General features: G+C 59.5%; 15 protein-coding genes and 1 pseudogene. 8 read left to right on the top strand and 8 right to left on the bottom strand.

What is annotated here, in order from left to right; translation table 11 throughout:
* The first annotated feature begins 9 nt into the window (after nucleotides 1-9).
* The gene (locus MEB48_RS10225; protein ID WP_237884155.1) at nucleotides 10-552 is read left to right on the top strand and encodes a DUF2937 family protein; all 543 of its coding nucleotides are present in this window, start codon (nucleotides 10-12) and stop codon (nucleotides 550-552) included.
* Nucleotides 553-783: 231 nt separating this feature from the next.
* On the opposite strand, the gene MEB48_RS10220 is transcribed toward MEB48_RS10225, so the two are convergent.
* The 4 genes from MEB48_RS10220 to MEB48_RS10205 all read right to left on the bottom strand — a co-directional run bounded on the left by MEB48_RS10220 (nucleotide 784) and on the right by MEB48_RS10205 (nucleotide 7,073).
* Nucleotides 784-2,895, bottom strand: a complete 2,112-nt coding sequence (locus MEB48_RS10220; protein WP_237884154.1) for a TonB-dependent receptor — start codon at nucleotides 2,893-2,895, stop codon at nucleotides 784-786.
* 13 nt (nucleotides 2,896-2,908) lie between these two features.
* Nucleotides 2,909-4,120 carry an MFS transporter gene (locus tag MEB48_RS10215; RefSeq protein WP_237884153.1) on the bottom strand — a complete coding sequence of 404 codons (1,212 nt, stop codon included), beginning with the start codon at nucleotides 4,118-4,120 and terminating at the stop codon, nucleotides 2,909-2,911.
* Nucleotides 4,110-6,032 carry an IucA/IucC family protein gene (locus MEB48_RS10210; protein ID WP_237884152.1) on the bottom strand — a complete coding sequence of 641 codons (1,923 nt, stop codon included), beginning with the start codon at nucleotides 6,030-6,032 and terminating at the stop codon, nucleotides 4,110-4,112. Before MEB48_RS10210 ends, MEB48_RS10215 begins: the two co-directional genes overlap by 11 nt.
* A gap of 111 nt (nucleotides 6,033-6,143) precedes the next feature.
* Nucleotides 6,144-7,073, bottom strand: coding sequence for a LysR family transcriptional regulator (locus MEB48_RS10205; protein ID WP_237884151.1), 930 nt, complete (start codon nucleotides 7,071-7,073; stop codon nucleotides 6,144-6,146).
* A gap of 294 nt (nucleotides 7,074-7,367) precedes the next feature.
* Here MEB48_RS10205 and MEB48_RS10200 point away from each other — a divergent pair, with 294 nt between their 5' ends.
* From MEB48_RS10200 to MEB48_RS10190, 3 genes are read left to right on the top strand one after another with little or no spacing between them, the layout of a single operon-like run.
* Nucleotides 7,368-8,120, top strand: coding sequence for a 5-oxoprolinase subunit PxpA (locus MEB48_RS10200; RefSeq protein ID WP_237884150.1), 753 nt, complete (start codon nucleotides 7,368-7,370; stop codon nucleotides 8,118-8,120).
* The gene (gene pxpB, locus MEB48_RS10195; RefSeq protein ID WP_237884149.1) at nucleotides 8,117-8,821 is read left to right on the top strand and encodes a 5-oxoprolinase subunit PxpB; all 705 of its coding nucleotides are present in this window, start codon (nucleotides 8,117-8,119) and stop codon (nucleotides 8,819-8,821) included. Before MEB48_RS10200 ends, pxpB begins: the two co-directional genes overlap by 4 nt.
* Complete coding sequence (locus MEB48_RS10190) at nucleotides 8,818-9,744, top strand: biotin-dependent carboxyltransferase family protein (RefSeq protein WP_237884148.1); 927 nt, start codon at nucleotides 8,818-8,820, stop codon at nucleotides 9,742-9,744. Before pxpB ends, MEB48_RS10190 begins: the two co-directional genes overlap by 4 nt.
* Nucleotides 9,745-9,874: 130 nt before the next feature.
* Here the strand turns inward: MEB48_RS10190 and MEB48_RS10185 are convergent, their stop codons facing one another.
* Both MEB48_RS10185 and MEB48_RS10180 read right to left on the bottom strand, forming a co-directional pair.
* Nucleotides 9,875-11,053 carry a vWA domain-containing protein gene (locus MEB48_RS10185; RefSeq protein WP_095051539.1) on the bottom strand — a complete coding sequence of 393 codons (1,179 nt, stop codon included), beginning with the start codon at nucleotides 11,051-11,053 and terminating at the stop codon, nucleotides 9,875-9,877.
* A gap of 33 nt (nucleotides 11,054-11,086) precedes the next feature.
* Complete coding sequence (locus MEB48_RS10180; RefSeq protein ID WP_007898718.1) at nucleotides 11,087-11,932, bottom strand: AAA family ATPase; 846 nt, start codon at nucleotides 11,930-11,932, stop codon at nucleotides 11,087-11,089.
* Nucleotides 11,933-12,135: 203 nt separating this feature from the next.
* Here MEB48_RS10180 and MEB48_RS10175 point away from each other — a divergent pair, with 203 nt between their 5' ends.
* Both MEB48_RS10175 and MEB48_RS10170 read left to right on the top strand, forming a co-directional pair.
* Nucleotides 12,136-12,366 carry a DUF4160 domain-containing protein gene (locus MEB48_RS10175; protein WP_237884147.1) on the top strand — a complete coding sequence of 77 codons (231 nt, stop codon included), beginning with the start codon at nucleotides 12,136-12,138 and terminating at the stop codon, nucleotides 12,364-12,366.
* Nucleotides 12,354-12,857 (top strand): DUF2442 domain-containing protein, encoded by a 504-nt coding sequence (locus tag MEB48_RS10170; protein ID WP_237884146.1) that lies wholly within the window; start codon nucleotides 12,354-12,356, stop codon nucleotides 12,855-12,857. The genes MEB48_RS10175 and MEB48_RS10170 overlap by 13 nt, the downstream gene beginning before the upstream one ends.
* On the opposite strand, the gene MEB48_RS10165 is transcribed toward MEB48_RS10170, so the two are convergent.
* Nucleotides 12,854-13,927 (bottom strand): DUF748 domain-containing protein, encoded by a 1,074-nt coding sequence (locus MEB48_RS10165; RefSeq protein ID WP_237884145.1) that lies wholly within the window; start codon nucleotides 13,925-13,927, stop codon nucleotides 12,854-12,856. The two genes, MEB48_RS10170 and MEB48_RS10165, sit on opposite strands and share 4 nt — an antisense overlap.
* Nucleotides 13,928-14,053: 126 nt before the next feature.
* Between MEB48_RS10165 and cysK the strand changes: the two genes are divergently transcribed.
* Together cysK and MEB48_RS10155 are read left to right on the top strand one after the other, a co-directional pair.
* The gene (gene cysK / locus MEB48_RS10160; RefSeq protein ID WP_237884144.1) at nucleotides 14,054-15,028 is read left to right on the top strand and encodes a cysteine synthase A; all 975 of its coding nucleotides are present in this window, start codon (nucleotides 14,054-14,056) and stop codon (nucleotides 15,026-15,028) included.
* A 185-nt stretch (nucleotides 15,029-15,213) separates the two neighbouring features.
* Nucleotides 15,214-15,306 (top strand): annotated as a pseudogene (locus MEB48_RS10155) (hypothetical protein); the annotation flags it as partial.
* A 136-nt stretch (nucleotides 15,307-15,442) separates the two neighbouring features.
* Here the strand turns inward: MEB48_RS10155 and MEB48_RS10150 are convergent.
* Nucleotides 15,443-16,351, bottom strand: a complete 909-nt coding sequence (locus MEB48_RS10150; RefSeq protein WP_237884143.1) for a DMT family transporter — start codon at nucleotides 16,349-16,351, stop codon at nucleotides 15,443-15,445.
* Nucleotide 16,352: the final 1 nt, after the last annotated feature.

Raw genomic sequence — 16,352 nt, 5'->3', positions numbered from 1 at the left:
CTCTTCCCCATGTTGCTCAGTTATCTTCGGCTGGTGTTGTTCGCGGCGGGCCTGTTGATCGGTGTCCAGGTGCCTGGGTTCATCAGTGATTATGCCAAGCGGGTCGAGGCGCATCTGATCGAGGCGCAGACCGGTTTGAGCGGTTTTCAGGGCACGGCCAATCAGTTTTTCAAGGGTGATATGCAGGCACTCGTGGCCCATTACCGTGCCAGCGAAGACCCGATCTTTCGCAGCGATGCCGACAGCCTGAGCACCTTGCTCACCCGTCAACTGGCCCTCGACAAGCAATTCCAGGCCATGCAAGGCCCGTGGTACATCCGTTTCCTGCAAGTGGCCCTGGCCGCCGACCCGGATATTCGCAAGGAAACCTGGCACGGCTACAGCTATCAGATCCTGCTGACGCCGGAAGCGATGATCTGGGGCATGAGCGGCGCGTTGCTGCTGTCGTTCGGCATTGAATGCCTGTTCCGTCTGATCGACTGGGTGGTGCTGGGCGGCAAGCGTTTGCGCCAGAGCCGGCCGATCGAAGAGCGGGATTTGCGGGGGCTGTAACCCTGGAACCGGCACCCCCTGTAGGAGCGAGCTTGCTCGCGAAAGCGGTATGTCAGGCGACATCAGTGTTGACTGTACCGCCGTCTTCGCGAGCAAGCTCGCTCCTACAGGGTTGCGCTTAACCGACTGGCATTGGGGCTTGCCCGCGAAAACGGTAGGTCAGGCAGCCGTCTTCTCGCGGGCAAGTCGGATCGCCGCACCGCCTCACCGCCTCAAGCCCGCTCCTGTTGTTTACCAATCCACCGAGTAGCTCATGCTCAGCGTGCGGCCTTCGGCATTGGCGTACGGCGCTCTGGCGTTGGCCTGGGTGAACAGGTTCTGGTACGTGCGATCAGTCAGGTTATATACCCCGCCTTCAAGACGACCGACCGGCAGTTGCACGGAGCCGAGCAGGTCCACCAGCGTATAGCCTTCAATCTCGCGTCCGTTGTTGTCCTTGGCGGCGGCGTCGTAACTGGACAAATGCATGCCTTGCAGACGCAGGGTGTAGTCGTCTTCGGTGTAGCCGACGAACAGTGTGGTCTTGGCCGGTGAGATGCGCGTAGCCGGCAGATCGATCCATTTGCCGTTCTGCTCGGTCTCGCCTTTGGCCCAGGCATACGTGCCACCCACCGACCAGTGATCGGTCGCGCGGTAGGTCAGGCTGTTTTCGATGCCGCGAACTCGCTCTTTCTGGTTGATCAGGCGCAATACGCGATCATTGGCATCGTAGAACTGGGTCACGTCCGAGGTGTTTTCGTACACGGTGACGTCAGCCTGCCACTGGTCCCAGTTGCCGCGCCAGCCCAGCTCGTAACTGTCGACCTTGATGGCCTGGGCGTTGAGACTCTGAATGTCGAAGGTGCTGCTGACATCGCGCATGAAGCGCTGGATATCCGGTAGCGAAAACCCTTGGCTGTAATTGGCGAAAACGTCCTGGTTTTCACTCAGGTGGTAGACCGCCCCCAGGTTGTACAGGGTGGCATCGTACTTGAGGGTGTCACCGGGCAGCGTTGCGCGTACGCCGGTCTGGACGATCTGGCCATAAGCGATGCTGTCGGAGACCTCGCTTTCGATCCATTCACGGCGCACACCGCCACGCAAGGTCCAGTCACCGATGTCCCAGGACATCTGCCCGAACAGCGATTTGGTGGTGGTTTCGATGTCCGGGCCCAGCTCGTAGGTGGTACCGGTCTTGGTGTAGGTCAGGCCATTGAGCGTGTATTGATCACCTCGTTGGCGGGAGCGCTCATTATTATAGTCGGCGCCCCAGACCAGATTACCCGTGGCACTCCCGATCGCCGGCAGTGGCGTGTCGATGGCCGCGCGCAGGCCGTAGACATCTTGCACACTGTTGTTATCGGAGATCCCGGCCCTGCCTCGCGACAGGTCCGGAAAGAACAGTGCATCGGCGCGGCGCCAGTAGCTTTCCAGTTGCAGGCCCTGACCGTAGAAGTCCTTGTCGGTGTAGTTGAGGTTGACCGCCTGGTTATGGGTATAGGGTTGGTCGTCGAGTTTCAGCCCTTTGACGGCCACGGCTTCCTGCCGGTTTGTCGGGTCTTTTGTGTAGCCTGTGTCCTGCTGGTCTTTGTATTCCTGCAGCGAGAGGCTAAGTTTTTTGTCGGCATCCAGTTCGTAACCGAAACGACCTTGCAGGTCATAGGTTTCGGTGTCCATGTTGCTGCCCTGGGAGGTGTCCTGAGGGATGCGGTCGCCGTTGCCATCGAACTGATCGTTACGCTGGGTCAGGTCGGCGGAGACGTACCAGTCCAGGGCATCCTTGCGCCCCGTCGCACTCTGAAAGGCTTCGTAGGCGAAGCCTTTGCGGTTGAGGTTGTTGCCGCTGGTCAGGCCCAGTTTGCTGCTGTAGGCGATGTCCTGGCCCTGATTGCGCTTGGTGATGATGTTGATGATGCCGCCCGAAGCACCGGCACCGTAGATGCTGCTGGCGCCGGAGATCACTTCGATGCGTTCGATGCTGGCCGGGGCGATGCTGTTGAGCTGGCGGAAGTTGTCGCGCGTGGCGTTCTGCGATACGCCGTCGATCAACACCAGCATGTTGCGCCCGCGCAAGGTTTGACCGAAGTTGCTCATCCCGCCGCTGGACGGCGCAAGACCGGGGACCAATTGCCCGAGGATGTCGGAGACCCGGCGACCCGCGCCGCTCTGTTCACGGACCTGCTGTTCGTCGATCACCTGGACCGAGCCCGGAATCGAAGCGATGCTCGCTTCGCTACGAGTCGCGGAGACGACGGTGGCTTGCATGTTCAAGGTGCCGGGCTGCTGCTCGGTATCTTCTGCCCAGGTCTGGGCGCTGAAGGTACCTAGCAGCGGGATCAACAGGGAGAGCTTGGTTCGGGTCATGACGTGGTCTTTTTTAGTTGTGATAAGTGTGGGGCGATAAGGTCGAGCGGTCAGGCGCGGCGTTGAAAGAGCGCACCCAGCGGATCCCGATGGCGGCGATGGCGTAGGTCAGCGCCACCAGCCAGAAGCTGTGAGCCAGGCCGACCAGGCCCATGCCGATCCCGCCAAGGACGACACCGAGCAGCGCGCCAGCCTTTGCCGCGCTGTTGCCGAGGCCGAGTGCAAAGCCCTGCTGGTTTACGGAAATGGTGTTGGCGATCAGTGCATAGGCGACGGGCAGGAGGGCGCCTTGCCAGATGCCCCAGACGAGTCGACTGACGAGAAACCCCAGCCATTCGTTGGCCAATGCCGTGGCCGCCAGCGTCAGCGCACACAGCCAGGACACGCCTTCGATGACGCGTAAGGTATGGGCCGGCTGCCAGCGGTCGAACAGGCGTCCCCACAGCGGTGCGGAGATGGCCAGGGTCGCTGCGCTCGCCGCGTAAGTGGCGCCGATCAGCCAGCTTGGAGCGTGCAGAATGTTCGCGACGTACAGCGCGTAGAACGACTGCGGCATCATCTTCGCGGCTTGAATCAACACGATCACCAACAGGATTCCACCGAGCCAGCCTTTGGGCAGGGCCACCGGTTCAAGCGCTTTTTTCTTCGAGGTCCGAGCCTTGTCGGCCGGCAGGAAAAAACTCCCCAGTGCGCACAGCAGGCAAATCGCCGTCGCGCCATAACAGAGCAGGGCAAACCCCGAGACATCCATCAGCCAGCCACCCAACACCGGGCCGATCAATGAGCCGACGGCGGTGGCCGATTGCAGGCGGGCCAGGGTGTGACCACGGCTGGAACTGTCGCAGCAGGCCAGCGCATAGGCTTGCGCGGCAGCGAGAAAACCAGCCAATGCGCCTTGCATCACGCGAATACCCACCAGCAGCCACGGGTCGAGGGTGATGGCCGCCAACCCTTGGCATAGCGCGAGTGCCAGCAGCGCCCGAACAATCATCGGTTTGTGTCCGGTGCGATCCCCCAACCGGCCCCACAGGGGAGTCAGGAGCATGGCCGCCAGCATCGGACCGGCATAGACCATCGCCGATAACAGCGCGGTGTAGCCGGCGCCCTCTGGCCCGAGCAGATGCTGGATCTGCAAGGGCCAGAACGGGCCGCTCATTTCCATGGCGCCCATGGAGACAAACTGAATGACGATCAGCAGTCGCAAGGCGCGACCGTCAGAACGCATGGGTGTTGGGTCGCAGCGGGTTACTCAGGCGTCCGACGATGTCGGCATGGCTGTCGAGCAGGCGCATGCGCATGAACGATTTGGCGGGCCAATCCTGTTCCAGCAAGGCTTGGTGCTCGCTTTCCCAACGTGCCGGTTCAACGCGCTCGCGCAAGGTTTCGAAGCACTGTGTAACGTGCGATGCCAATCGCTCCCAAAGGATACTTTCGGGCACATTCCAGTGGCGGGCACAGAGCAGCGTCAGCTCACCGAGGTGGCACATGAAAGTGGTGTGCAGGAGTTTGTCGCGGACAAAACCGGAGTCGTCATACAGGGTCATTTTCGGATCGTGCAACTGGATATCCAGGCCCTTGGCGTGCAGGGTCTTGCGATCGATACGAACATCGCCGAAATCACGCAACAGCAGCCGATTCAACTGCCCGTCAGCGCCCATCACCATGAAACTGTTTTGCTGATGCGCTTCGAACGCCACGCCATACATCAGGTAAATGCCCAGCAGACTTGGTACGGCAATCGACAGGTAATCTTCGAAGAACGTCAGCATGGCCTCGCTGTCGTCATTGCCCTTAGCCAGTTTTACCCAATCACGCAGCAACGGTTGTTCGAATTCGTTGACGGCGAACAGACTGCCGACCGGCACCGCCAACTCACCCTCTTGCAGGAGGGTAAGCGGGTTGTCGCGATACAGCACGGCAGCATGCCGGGAACGCTCGTCATCGGCCGGCAGTGGTGCGTAGTGCACGCCGATGCGTTCTGGAACGATGTTCAGCAGACGCTGAATCTGCGGCTCCTGATCGAGAATATTCAGTATCAGTTGGCTGATGCGCGGCCCCATCCGGGCGGAGCGCGGCGACACAGTGCGCTGCACGCTGGTCAGTCGCAGAGCCACCGGCAGTTTGACCATCGGCGCCACGCGACTGGCCTCCGGCAGGACCGTGCGGAAGGACATGGTCGGGTGGCCGGTAAAAGCCACGATGTCAGTGACGATCAGCAGGTTGTCGGCGATCTCGTTGGCAAACGAATGTGGCAGCTCTTCATGGGCTTGCCATGGGTGCGACGGGAGCGGGAGGTAGTCCTTTGCTTCCAGACCCAGCTGCTGCAAGTGGCGTTGCAATTGCTCGGCGGCCTGTGGGAAGTGACCTTGCCACCAGTCCCAGTAATCGGTAGTGCCAGCCAGCGCTTCGACGTGTGCGTACTGGCGGTGCAGGGCGCACAGGACAATCGGAAAACTCGCTTCGAATTCTGGCGAGAACGCGATGACCTGAGCGGCGCTCAAGCCCAGTTTGGTCTTGTAGTTCGGGTGCCACGGATGGCCAAGCGTGCCCCATTGTTCGAGCAATGACGTCGGGTTTTGGTGATTGGGGCCGGCTTTGAGCCAAGCGAGCAGATTGTCGTCGTACCCGGTGTCGATCTGCTCTCTCAGGCGCTCGGTCCATCCATGGTGAAATGCCAGGCACAGGGTGTCGTTGCTGAAGCTGTCATCCAGCTCCCGGGCGAGACGTTCCAGTACTTGTGGGGAGGCTGGCGGGTTGAGCTGAGTGCTGAGGTGAGCGAGCAGTTCGCTAGGCAACTGGATTTTTTGGGGCAGTCTGTCGGGGGTGTGCAGAACGATGCTGCCGCGTACGTCCCAGCTGTTCATCCTGCCACCGGACAAGTGCTCGAAGCAAAGATGCGCGCCATCGCCAAGTGGCAGCCAGCAGTGGCTGGTGTCGTCGTATTCGCAGGCGTCGGGGTTGATCAGATCTTCACGAAACAGCGCCTGGATCAGGCGTTGGAAACAGCGCTGGGCGGCGGGCTCCAGCGCGTTGCTCAAATGGTCGAGCGTGATGCGGTGGGACTGGAACGCCTGAGTACCAAGGGCTTCGCTCCAGTGAGCGAGCAATTGTTGCTGTTTTTGCGTGTGGCCGCGCATCCGGTCCGACTCCTTCTGGACAATTGATTAGCTGAAAGCGCGCAGAGAATACCTCCTTGAAAAAATAATGCAAATGATAGTGGTTCATATTTACAGTTTGGGAAATGTCCTTCAGATTCCGGCCTGTGGTTGGCTCAAGACGATGTAGTGCTCGCCCACTTTCTGCGCATAGCGCTCCACGACTTGCTGACACAACGCCACGATTTCTTCGACCCATTCCACGCCAACCCGCCACGACACCACCACCTGCAAATTCGGCGGCCGCTGATCGATGGCCAGCAGCGTCAATTCCCCCCGCGCCAATTCTTCGGCCACCAGCACCGGCGGCAACGCGCCGATACCAAAGCCGTCGCGCAGCAATCGGGTAATCGCCGACACCGAGTTCACGCAGTTGAGCCGCGGCGCCATGACGCCATTGGCTTGCATCAGGGCTAGAACCTCCTGATGCGGATGGGAGTTTTTCGAATAGGTGATGATCCGCTCCCGCGCCAGGTCGGCGACACCTGAATACTCACGGTTATAGATGGAATTACTGGCCACGATCCAGCCCATTGGATGACTGGCCAGTGCCAGGCTGCGTACGCTTTCCTGACGTAGCAAGTCGGTTTGCAGGATGACGTCGAGAAAGCCTTTTTGCAGCTGATCGCAGAGGTTGAGCGCGGTATCGGCCACCAATTCGATTTCCACCAGCGGGTAGTGATCCGTCATCTGCGCCACCAAGGGGCTGAGCCAGGTATGGATCACGGTGTCCATGACGCCGATCCGGACCCGCCCAGCCTTGCTGGAGCGTGTCTCGATCGATTGCTTGAGCGCCTGCATCGTGTCCATCATCTGTTCGGCATATTCGAGCACTTTCAGGCCTTCGGGCGTCAGGCTCACGCCGCGAGAGTCGCGCAGAAACAGCTTCACCCCGAGCTCATCTTCGAGCACGGCAATGCGGCTGGAAATCGACGCCTGGGTGGTGAAGAGTTTGTCTGCCGTCAGGCGAAAACTCTTGAGTCGGGCGACCCAGACAAAGGTCTCGAGAAACTTCAGGTTCATGGAATCAGCTCGTGGGACTCAGCTCGGGGGATAAGGTTTTCTTATGCCTAGGGCGGGTTTTTATTAGTTGGACGCAGCAGGGCAAGACGTCCAAAAATCGACACATCCGGTTCACACGATAGGCGCCGTCGGGGCTTGGAACAATACCGATAAAATATGCACGGAGATTTGCCATGAGTGCGCCCGATACCCTCGATATCCCCCCAAAGCCACGGCTCACCCCGGGCCTTTGGACTGGCTGCCGACTATTCTGAAGAATGAACGCGATTTAAAAAGCCTACAGGAGTGTTCACCGTGAGCCGCCTGCTATTGAACTGCGACATCGGGGAGAGTTTCGGTAACTGGACCATGGGTCTGGACGCCGAGGTCATGCCCTTCATTGATTGCGCCAACATCGCCTGCGGCTTCCACGCTGGCGACCCGAGCATCATGCGCAAGACCGTCAGCCTGGCCCTGAGCCACGGCGTGCAGATTGGCGCACACCCGGCCTATCAGGATCTGGTGGGGTTCGGTCGCCGATCCATGGCTTACACCGCCCAGGAACTGCAGGACCTGTTGCATTACCAGATCGGCGCCCTCGACGGCATCTGTCGGGCGCAGGGCGGGCGGGTGAGTTACGTCAAACCCCACGGCGCGATGTACAACGACATGATGGCCAATCCGGCGCAATTGCGCGCGGTGATTCAGGCCGTGGCGGCCTACGACCGGAGCTTGCCGCTGATGCTGATGGCGACCCGCGACAACAATGCCGCGCAGCGACTCGGTGATGAATATGGCGTGACGTTGTGGTTCGAAGCCTTCGCCGATCGCGCCTACGACAACGCAGGCATGCTGGTGTCGCGGCAACTGCCGGGAGCCGTGCATCACGATCCCGAAAAAATCATCGAACAGGCGCTGATCATTGCTCACGGTGACAATCTCATCGCCAGCGACGGCAGTGCCTTGCATTTGCAGGCCAACACGCTCTGCGTCCACGGTGACAACGCCAGTTCGGTGGCTGCCGTGCGACGTATTCGTGAAGCACTTGATCAGCAGAGCGCGACATGAAACCTCGGGTAGAAGTGGTAGCGCTGGATTGTTTGATGCTGCGTTTGTTCGATGAGATCAGCGAGGTCAACATGCCGTGGATACTCGCGGCCAGCGAACGTCTGCGGGAAGCGTTTGGTAAACATCTGATCGACCTGGTGCCGTCCTATACGACGCTGATGGTGCATTACGATCTGACGGCGCTGAATCCGGGCCAGGCGCGGGAGTTGATCGCTGAAGCCTTGATCGATCTGTCGCCCAACGCTCGCGCTAGCGGTAAATGTCATGTGTTGCCCGTCTGGTATTACCTGAGTGTCGGCCCGGAACTGAATGTGTTGTCTCAGCGCAGCGGATTAACGGTGGAAGAGGTGATCCGTTGTCACAGCGAACATGAGTATCAGGTGTTCGCATTGGGCTTCGCACCGGGGTTCGCTTTCATGGGATTGGTGGAGGAAGTATTGGCTGCACCGCGTCTGCGTACCCCACGCAAAAAAGTCGCCGCCGGCAGTGTCGGCATCGCCGAACGCCAGACCGCGGCTTATCCGCTAGTTTCCCCCGGCGGCTGGAATCTGATCGGCCGCACCCCGGTCAAATTGTTCGACCGCGAGCGCGACGGCTATAGCCTGATGCAACCGGGCGACACCGTGCGCTTCGAAGCGGTCAGCCATGCCGAGTTCATCAACCTGGGCGGTGATGACACGCCGTTGGAGGCCCTGGCATGAGCCGACTGACGATTGAAGCAAGTACGCCGCTGTGCCTGTTACAGGACGCTGGGCGGTTTGGCGTGCGGCATCTGGGCGTGACCCAGGGCGGGGCGGCGGATTGGCGATCGATGTCGTGGGCCAATTGGCTGCTGGGCAATGGGCTGGATGCATCGGTGATCGAAATCACCCTCGGCGGGTTTACGGTCGTTGCCCAGGAAGATTGCGTGCTGGCGTTGGCCGGGGCGGATCTAGGGGCGCAGGTGGATGGCGAGGTATTGGCACCGTGGCGCAGTTTCAGGCTGAACAAAGGTCAGCAATTGCAATTCACTCAGCCGTTGCTTGGCGCTCGGGCTTATTTGGCGGCCCCCGGCGGATTTGATGCGCCGAAGGTGTTGGGCAGTAGCGCAACGGTGGTCCGTGAGGAACTCGGTGGGCTGGATGGTATGGGGCGGGCGTTGGCCAAAGATGCGCAGTTGAGCTATTCGGGGAGCTCGCTGTTACTGCTGCGGGCATTGGCGCCCGAACAAGTGCCGGATTTCAAACTCAATGCGCCGCTGGAGCTGGTGCTCGGTGCGCAGATTGGCGAGTTCAGCGGGCAAAGCCTGTACGACGCGTTCAACAGCGTCTGGACCCTCGACAGCCGCGCGGATCGCATGGGTATTCGTCTATTGGGAACGGCGTTGCAGTATCAGGGCAAGCCGATGATTTCCGAGGGAATCCCGCTGGGCGCGGTTCAGGTGCCACCGGATGGGCAGCCGATTGTGCTGCTCAATGATCGGCAGACCATTGGCGGTTATCCGCGCTTGGGGGCGTTGACGCCGTTGGCATTGGCGCGATTGGCGCAGTGTTTGCCGGGGGCGAAGGTGCGGTTGAAGCCGGTGGTGCAGGATGTCGCTCATCGGGAGCAGGTCGAATACCTGCGCCGGTTTGCCTCACACTGATCGTTCCCACGCTCTGCGTGGGAATGCAGCCCGGGACGCTCTGCGTCCCAATAGGCCGAACGCGGAGCGTCCGTTGAGGCATTCCCACGCGGAGCGTGGGAACGATCAAGGTGAGGGAACGATCGGCGTCCTACTTGGACAAAAACCGCATCCCTTCCTCCAACCCCCGCAACGTCAGCGGATACATCTGATCGTCAATCAAATCCCGCACAATGTTGGTCGACGAGGTATAGCCCCAAGTGTCCTTCGGGTACGGGTTGATCCAGATGAGCTTCTTGTATTTTTCCTTGAAGCGTTGCATCCACACGTAACCGGCTTCTTCGTTCCAGTGCTCGACGCTGCCGCCGGCCTGGGTAATTTCATAGGGCGCCATGGCGGCGTCGCCGATGAATATCACTTTGTAGTCGGCGCCGTACTTGTGCAGCAGGTCCTGGGTGGCGGTGCGCTCGGAGGTACGGCGCATGTTGTTCTTCCACACCGATTCATAAATGAAGTTGTGGAAGTAGAAGTACTCCAGGTGCTTGAACTCGGTCTTGCAGGCCGAGAACAGCTCTTCGCAGATCTTCACGTGGGCGTCCATCGAGCCGCCGATGTCGAACAGCAGCAGCAACTTGACGGTGTTGCGCCGCTCCGGACGCATCTGGATGTTCAGCAACCCGGCATCTTTGGCGGTGTGATCGATGGTGCCGTCGATGTCCAGTTCTTCCGCCGCGCCTTGACGCGCGAATTTGCGCAGGCGACGCAGGGCGACCTTGATGTTGCGCGTGCCCAGTTCGACCGAGTCGTCGAGGTTCTTGTACTCGCGCTGATCCCAGACTTTGACCGCTTTGCCTTGACGCTTGCCGGCATCGCCGACCCGAATGCCTTCCGGGTTGAAGCCACCGGAGCCGAACGGGCTGGTGCCGCCGGTGCCGATCCACTTGTTGCCGCCGGCGTGGCGTTCCTTCTGTTCTTCCAGGCGCTTCTTGAACTCTTCGATCAGCTTGTCCAGGCCACCGAGGGACTGGATCGCCGCCCGCTCTTCATCGGTCAGGGAACGCTCGAATTCCTTGCGCAGCCAATCTTCCGGGATCAACGCTTGAAGGTGATCGTCGAGCTTTTCCAGGCCATTGAAGTAGGCACCGAAGGCCCGGTCGAACTTGTCGAAATGCTTTTCGTCCTTCACCAGAATCGCCCGCGACAAGTAATAGAACTCGTCCATGTCGGCGAAGGTCACGCGCTGTTTCAGCGCGTTGATCAGGTCCAGCAGCTCACGTACCGAAACCGGCACCTTGGCTGCACGCATTTCATTGAACAGGTTGAGCAGCATGGTTATCGCCCTCTATCTTGTTAAACAGAGGAATCAGCGCGTGCCGCGACGGCTCATGAACGCCAGGCGCTCGAGCAATTGCACGTCTTGTTCATTCTTCACCAACGCGCCGGCCAGTGGCGGAATGGCCTTGGTCGGATCGCGCTCGCGCAGCACCGCTTCGCCGATGTTGTCGGCCATCAGCAACTTCAGCCAGTCCACCAGTTCAGAGGTCGATGGCTTCTTCTTCAGACCCGGCACTTTGCGCACGTCGAAGAACACGTCCAGTGCTTCGCTGACCAGGTCTTTCTTGATGTTCGGGTAATGCACGTCGACGATCCGTTGCATCGTGACGCGATCCGGGAAGGCGATGTAGTGGAAGAAGCAGCGGCGCAGGAAGGCGTCCGGCAGTTCTTTCTCGTTGTTGGAGGTAATGATGATGATCGGGCGTTTCTTGGCCTTGATGGTCTCGTCGATCTCGTAAACGTAGAACTCCATCTTGTCGAGTTCTTGCAGCAGGTCGTTAGGGAACTCGATGTCGGCCTTGTCGATTTCGTCGATCAGCAGAATCACCCGCTCTTCGGACTCGAAAGCTTCCCAGAGCTTGCCCTTTTTCAGGTAGTTGCGAACGTCGTGGACCTTCTCCGTACCCAGCTGCGAGTCGCGCAGGCGGCTGACCGCGTCGTACTCGTACAGACCCTGATGCGCCTTGGTGGTGGACTTGATATGCCAGGTGATCAACTTGGCGCCGAAGGACTCGGCCAGTTGCTCGGCGAGCATGGTCTTGCCGGTGCCAGGCTCACCCTTGACCAGCAGTGGCCGTTCCAGGGTGATGGCGGCGTTGACCGCCAGCTTCAGGTCATCGGTGGCGACGTAGGCCTGGGTGCCTTCGAACTTCATCTGCTAATCCTCGAACGGTAACGCCGACCTGAACGAGGCAGGGCGGGGGCGTAATAATTGTAGTACCCGACTATAACGCGCTGCCCGGTCGACTGTGAACGCAGACGGCTTATTCAGTCTCTGAATGGGGCGTCACATCTTGACTCAGTCTCGGCTGCTGGCCAGTATTGAGCTATCGCCATTTTGGCGATAGCTTGCGGGGCATGTCTACTAAATATCGATTTCGCGATACGTACCGCATTCAATTGCGCGAGAAGGATCATCCGCCGCCTCATGTGCACCTGGTCGGTGGAGGGCTGGACGTGATGCTCAGCCTGGAAACCGTCGAGGTGATGATGGGCAAGGCACCGCCGCTGATTATCAAGGAAGCGCTTGAGTGGGTCAGGGCCCATCAGGTGCAATTGCTGGAGGATTGGAAACGATGTTACCCATGAAACGACCACGGCTATCGGCTGTGCAGGTACTGCCGGATTACAGGCTGGCGCTGACTTTTATCGACGGGCAGCAACTGAGCCTCGATTTAAGTCGCGATCTGCGTTCATACCCTGGGCTGCAATCATTGCTGGAGGGCCGTGCTTTTGAAGGCGCAGCCTTGGGGGACGATGGCTGGAGCGTGGAGTGGCCCGAGCTGGATATCCAGATTGGCGCAGACACGTTGTACCTGGATGCCCTTGCGCAAAATGCGGCAGATGAAAACACCCGTATTTTCATCGATTGGCGTGCCCGTACCGGGTTACCGCTGAATCAGGCGGCCGAGGCGCTGGGCGTCAGTGCCCGCAGTATCAGTCGCTATAGCAGTGGTCGTGAAGCTGTGCCGCGGTCGTTGGCGCTGGCGTGCCTGGGCTGGGACTTTTTGCAGCAGCAATCCAAGCCGGCGCGGGCGGCGGAAGAAACGGGTCGTTACACCGTCACGCGCAAGCCTTAATCGGTATCCGGTTTGGGTCGTTCGTACTGGGCATTGAACGCCTGGATGAAACCGTTGCGTAAAATCTGCAAAAAAGCTTCAAACCCGCTGATATCTTTCTGATGCACGCTACCTCTGAGCTGGACGCGAGTGGCGAACTGGTTTTTTGGTTGATTCTTCAACACATTCTCGGTGCCCCCGACGAGTGCTTCCCAGATGGAGCGAAAAATCCCTTTGTCTTTGTTCTCCACGTCCTGTTGCCAATTGAACACATCGACATCGCGCAATAGCGGCTTGATATAGCCAGTGAGTTGCCCTTTGTTGGCTTCGGCTTCGATGACCAGATCACCATGGCCGGCGTTGAAATCAAACTTGCCATAAGCCGCAGCGAAGTCGTTCATGCGTTTGAGTTGAAGGTTCTTGGCGCGCAGGCGAAATTCGAAGTCCTGGAAGTCGCTCAACGGATCGAAGGTCGCCATGGTTTCCAGCGGGGCATGCCCCAGCAACAGCGCCTTGCCGTCGAAGCGGGCGTCGCGTTTGCCTTCTGTGTCGACCACGTTGGTCAGGTTGTAAATGCTGGCATTGACTTGGGTGGTATTCATGTTCACGGGCGGTTTTGAATTGAAGTTTCGAAAGGTGACCCGCCCGTCGTTGATTCGCACTTCGTTCAGGGTAATCGGCAGCAGTTTTTCCAGTTGTGCTCGCCAGTCGGTGCCCCGACCGGTCTGGGAGTTTTTCCTGTTACCACCATCGACGAAGTTCACTTCGGGTTTGTCGAACTGCGCCTCGGCCACCACGGCATGGTCGTACCAGAGCGAATGCCAGCTGACGGACAGGTCTATCAATGGCGCGTTGACGAAAGGCACCGGGACCTTGCCATCGACCTTGACGATTTTCAGTCCGTTGATTTTGTAGGCGCCGCGCCACAGGGCCAGGTCCACGTCGGTAATCTGCCCGCGGTAGTCACCCATGTTCGCCAATCTCTCGTTGAGGTAATCGCGCACCATATAGGGCAGGGCAATGTGCAGGGCAACCAGCAGCAGAACGAGGCCGGCGAGGGTCCATAAGGGCCAACTGTATCGACGCTTCATGGCGGCAAATCTCTGGCGGTATAAAGCGATTGACTGCTGGGGTAAGCGGACGTTCGACTGACTGGACGACCACGGGTAACAGGCATACCTTGGAGTGCTTATTCAATGCTGTACAAGGACCCAGCCATGAGCCGTATTTTTGCTGACAACGCCCATTCCATCGGCAATACGCCGCTGGTGCAGATCAATCGTATCGCTCCGCGCGGTGTGACCATTCTGGCCAAGATCGAAGGGCGTAACCCCGGTTACTCGGTCAAGTGCCGGATCGGCGCGAACATGATCTGGGAGGCCGAAAGCAGTGGCAAACTCAAGCCTGGCATGACCATCATCGAACCGACCTCTGGCAATACCGGCATCGGCCTGGCATTTGTTGCCGCCGCCCGCGGTTACCGGCTGGTGCTGACCATGCCGGCGTCCATGAGTATCGAACGACGCAAGGTGCTCAAGGCCCTTGGCGCCGAACTGGTGTTGACGGAGCCGGCCAAAGGCATGAAAGGCGCGATCGAGAAAGCCACCGAAATCCTCGCCAGTGACCCGTCCACCTACTTCATGCCGGCGCAGTTCGAAAACCCGGCCAACCCGGCCATCCACGAAAAAACCACCGGGCCGGAAATCTGGAACGATACCGACGGCGCAGTCGACGTACTGGTCGCGGGCGTCGGAACGGGTGGAACCCTTACCGGGGTTTCGCGGTATATCAAGAATACCCAGGGCAAACCGATAATCTCGGTGGCGGTGGAACCGGTGGTGTCTCCGGTGATTACCCAGGCGATGGCCGGGGAAGAGATCAAACCGAGCCCCCACAAAATCCAGGGCATCGGCGCTGGTTTTGTGCCGAAGAACCTGGATCTGTCGATGGTCGACCGAGTCGAACTGGTCAGCGATGATGAGTCCAAGGCGATGGCCCTGCGCCTGATGCAGGAAGAAGGAATTTTGAGCGGTATCTCGTGCGGCGCCGCCATGGCGGTGGCTGTGCGACTGGCCGAAACCCCGGAAATGCAGGGCAAGACCATCGTGGTGATCCTGCCCGACTCTGGCGAGCGCTACCTGTCGAGCATGCTGTTCAGTGACTTGTTTACCGAACAGGAAAATCAGCAGTAACGTTTTACGGCTACTTCGCAGCCGGCCAGGAGCAACCCCCAAAGTCCTGTAGGAGCGAGCGGTGCGGCGATCCGACTTGCCCGCGAAGAATGCACCGCGGTTTTTCAGGTATTGCGCGTTATCGTTCTTCGCGGGCAAGCCACGCTCAGATCCTGTGTCACAGGTGGTGATTCAGGTCAGCCCCCGTTTTTTGTGACATCGAGCGACCGCTGAGCAATCGCTTCATGACCCATCTCAACCGCTGGATCAGCGGTTTGCTGGGGCGCGCCGTTGCCCCCTCAGGCGACATCAATGTTGACTGTACCGCCGTCTTCGCGAGCAAGCTCGCTCCTACAGGGGGCCGTGTCTTAACTGACTGGCATTGGGTTCTGTGGGAGCGGGCTTGCCGATGGCGTTATCAGCGCCACCACAACACTACCTGGCAACCACCTCAGCCGCCTTCACCACCGCCGGCTTCAACACCAGCCACAACGCCACCGCAATCAACACCCCACCATAGAGATGCGCCATCGACAGCGGCTCATCCAGCAACAGCGCCCCCCACAACACGCCGAACGGCGGGATCATGAAGGTCACGGTCATCGATTTGACCGGGCCAATCGAGCTGAGCAAACGGAAGTAAATAATGTAGGCAAAGGCCGTGCATACCAAACCCAACCCCAGCAACGACAACCAGACACTCCAGCCGCCCCAGCTCGCCGGTGGCTGGCTGATCACGCTGTAGCCGAACAGCGGCAGCAAAAACAAAGTCGCGCCGAGCATGCTGCCCAAGGCCGAAAGACGACTGTCGAGGCCGCCGGCATGGTCGAGCCAGCGCCGGGCGAGGAACCCGGCGAAGCCATAGCAGGTGGTTGCCATCAGGCACGCCAGTGCGCCTATCAGCAGTTCCATGTTGAACGCCACCGGCCCGGCACGGGTGAGGATGCCGACGCCGAACAGGCCGAGAAATACCCCGCCCAGCTTGGCGGCGGTGAGTTTTTCATGGAAGAACAGCCCGCCAATCAACACTCCCATCAAAGGTGTGGTGGCATTGAAAATAGCCGAGTAACCGGCCGGCAGCACTTGGGCGGCCACGGAATAGAGGGTCGCCGGAATCCCGGAGTTGATCAGGCCGAGCAGCATTACCGTCTTGAGTTTGCCTTTGAAATCCCAGCTGATGCGCGCCAGCCCAAGGATCACCAGCAGCCCGACGGCGGCAATCGACACGCGAAAAAAAGCAGTGGGGATTGTGCCAATCACTGGGGCAATAATGCGCATGAACAGAAAGCTCGCCCCCCAAATGGCGGCAAGCGACAACATACGCAGGATATCGACGGGGTTCACA

The sequence above is a fragment of the Pseudomonas sp. PGPR40 genome, assembly GCF_022014505.1.
Taxonomy (GTDB): domain Bacteria; phylum Pseudomonadota; class Gammaproteobacteria; order Pseudomonadales; family Pseudomonadaceae; genus Aquipseudomonas.
The sequence above is the reverse complement of the archived record's forward strand: the minus strand, read 5'-3'. Positions and strand labels throughout refer to the sequence as shown.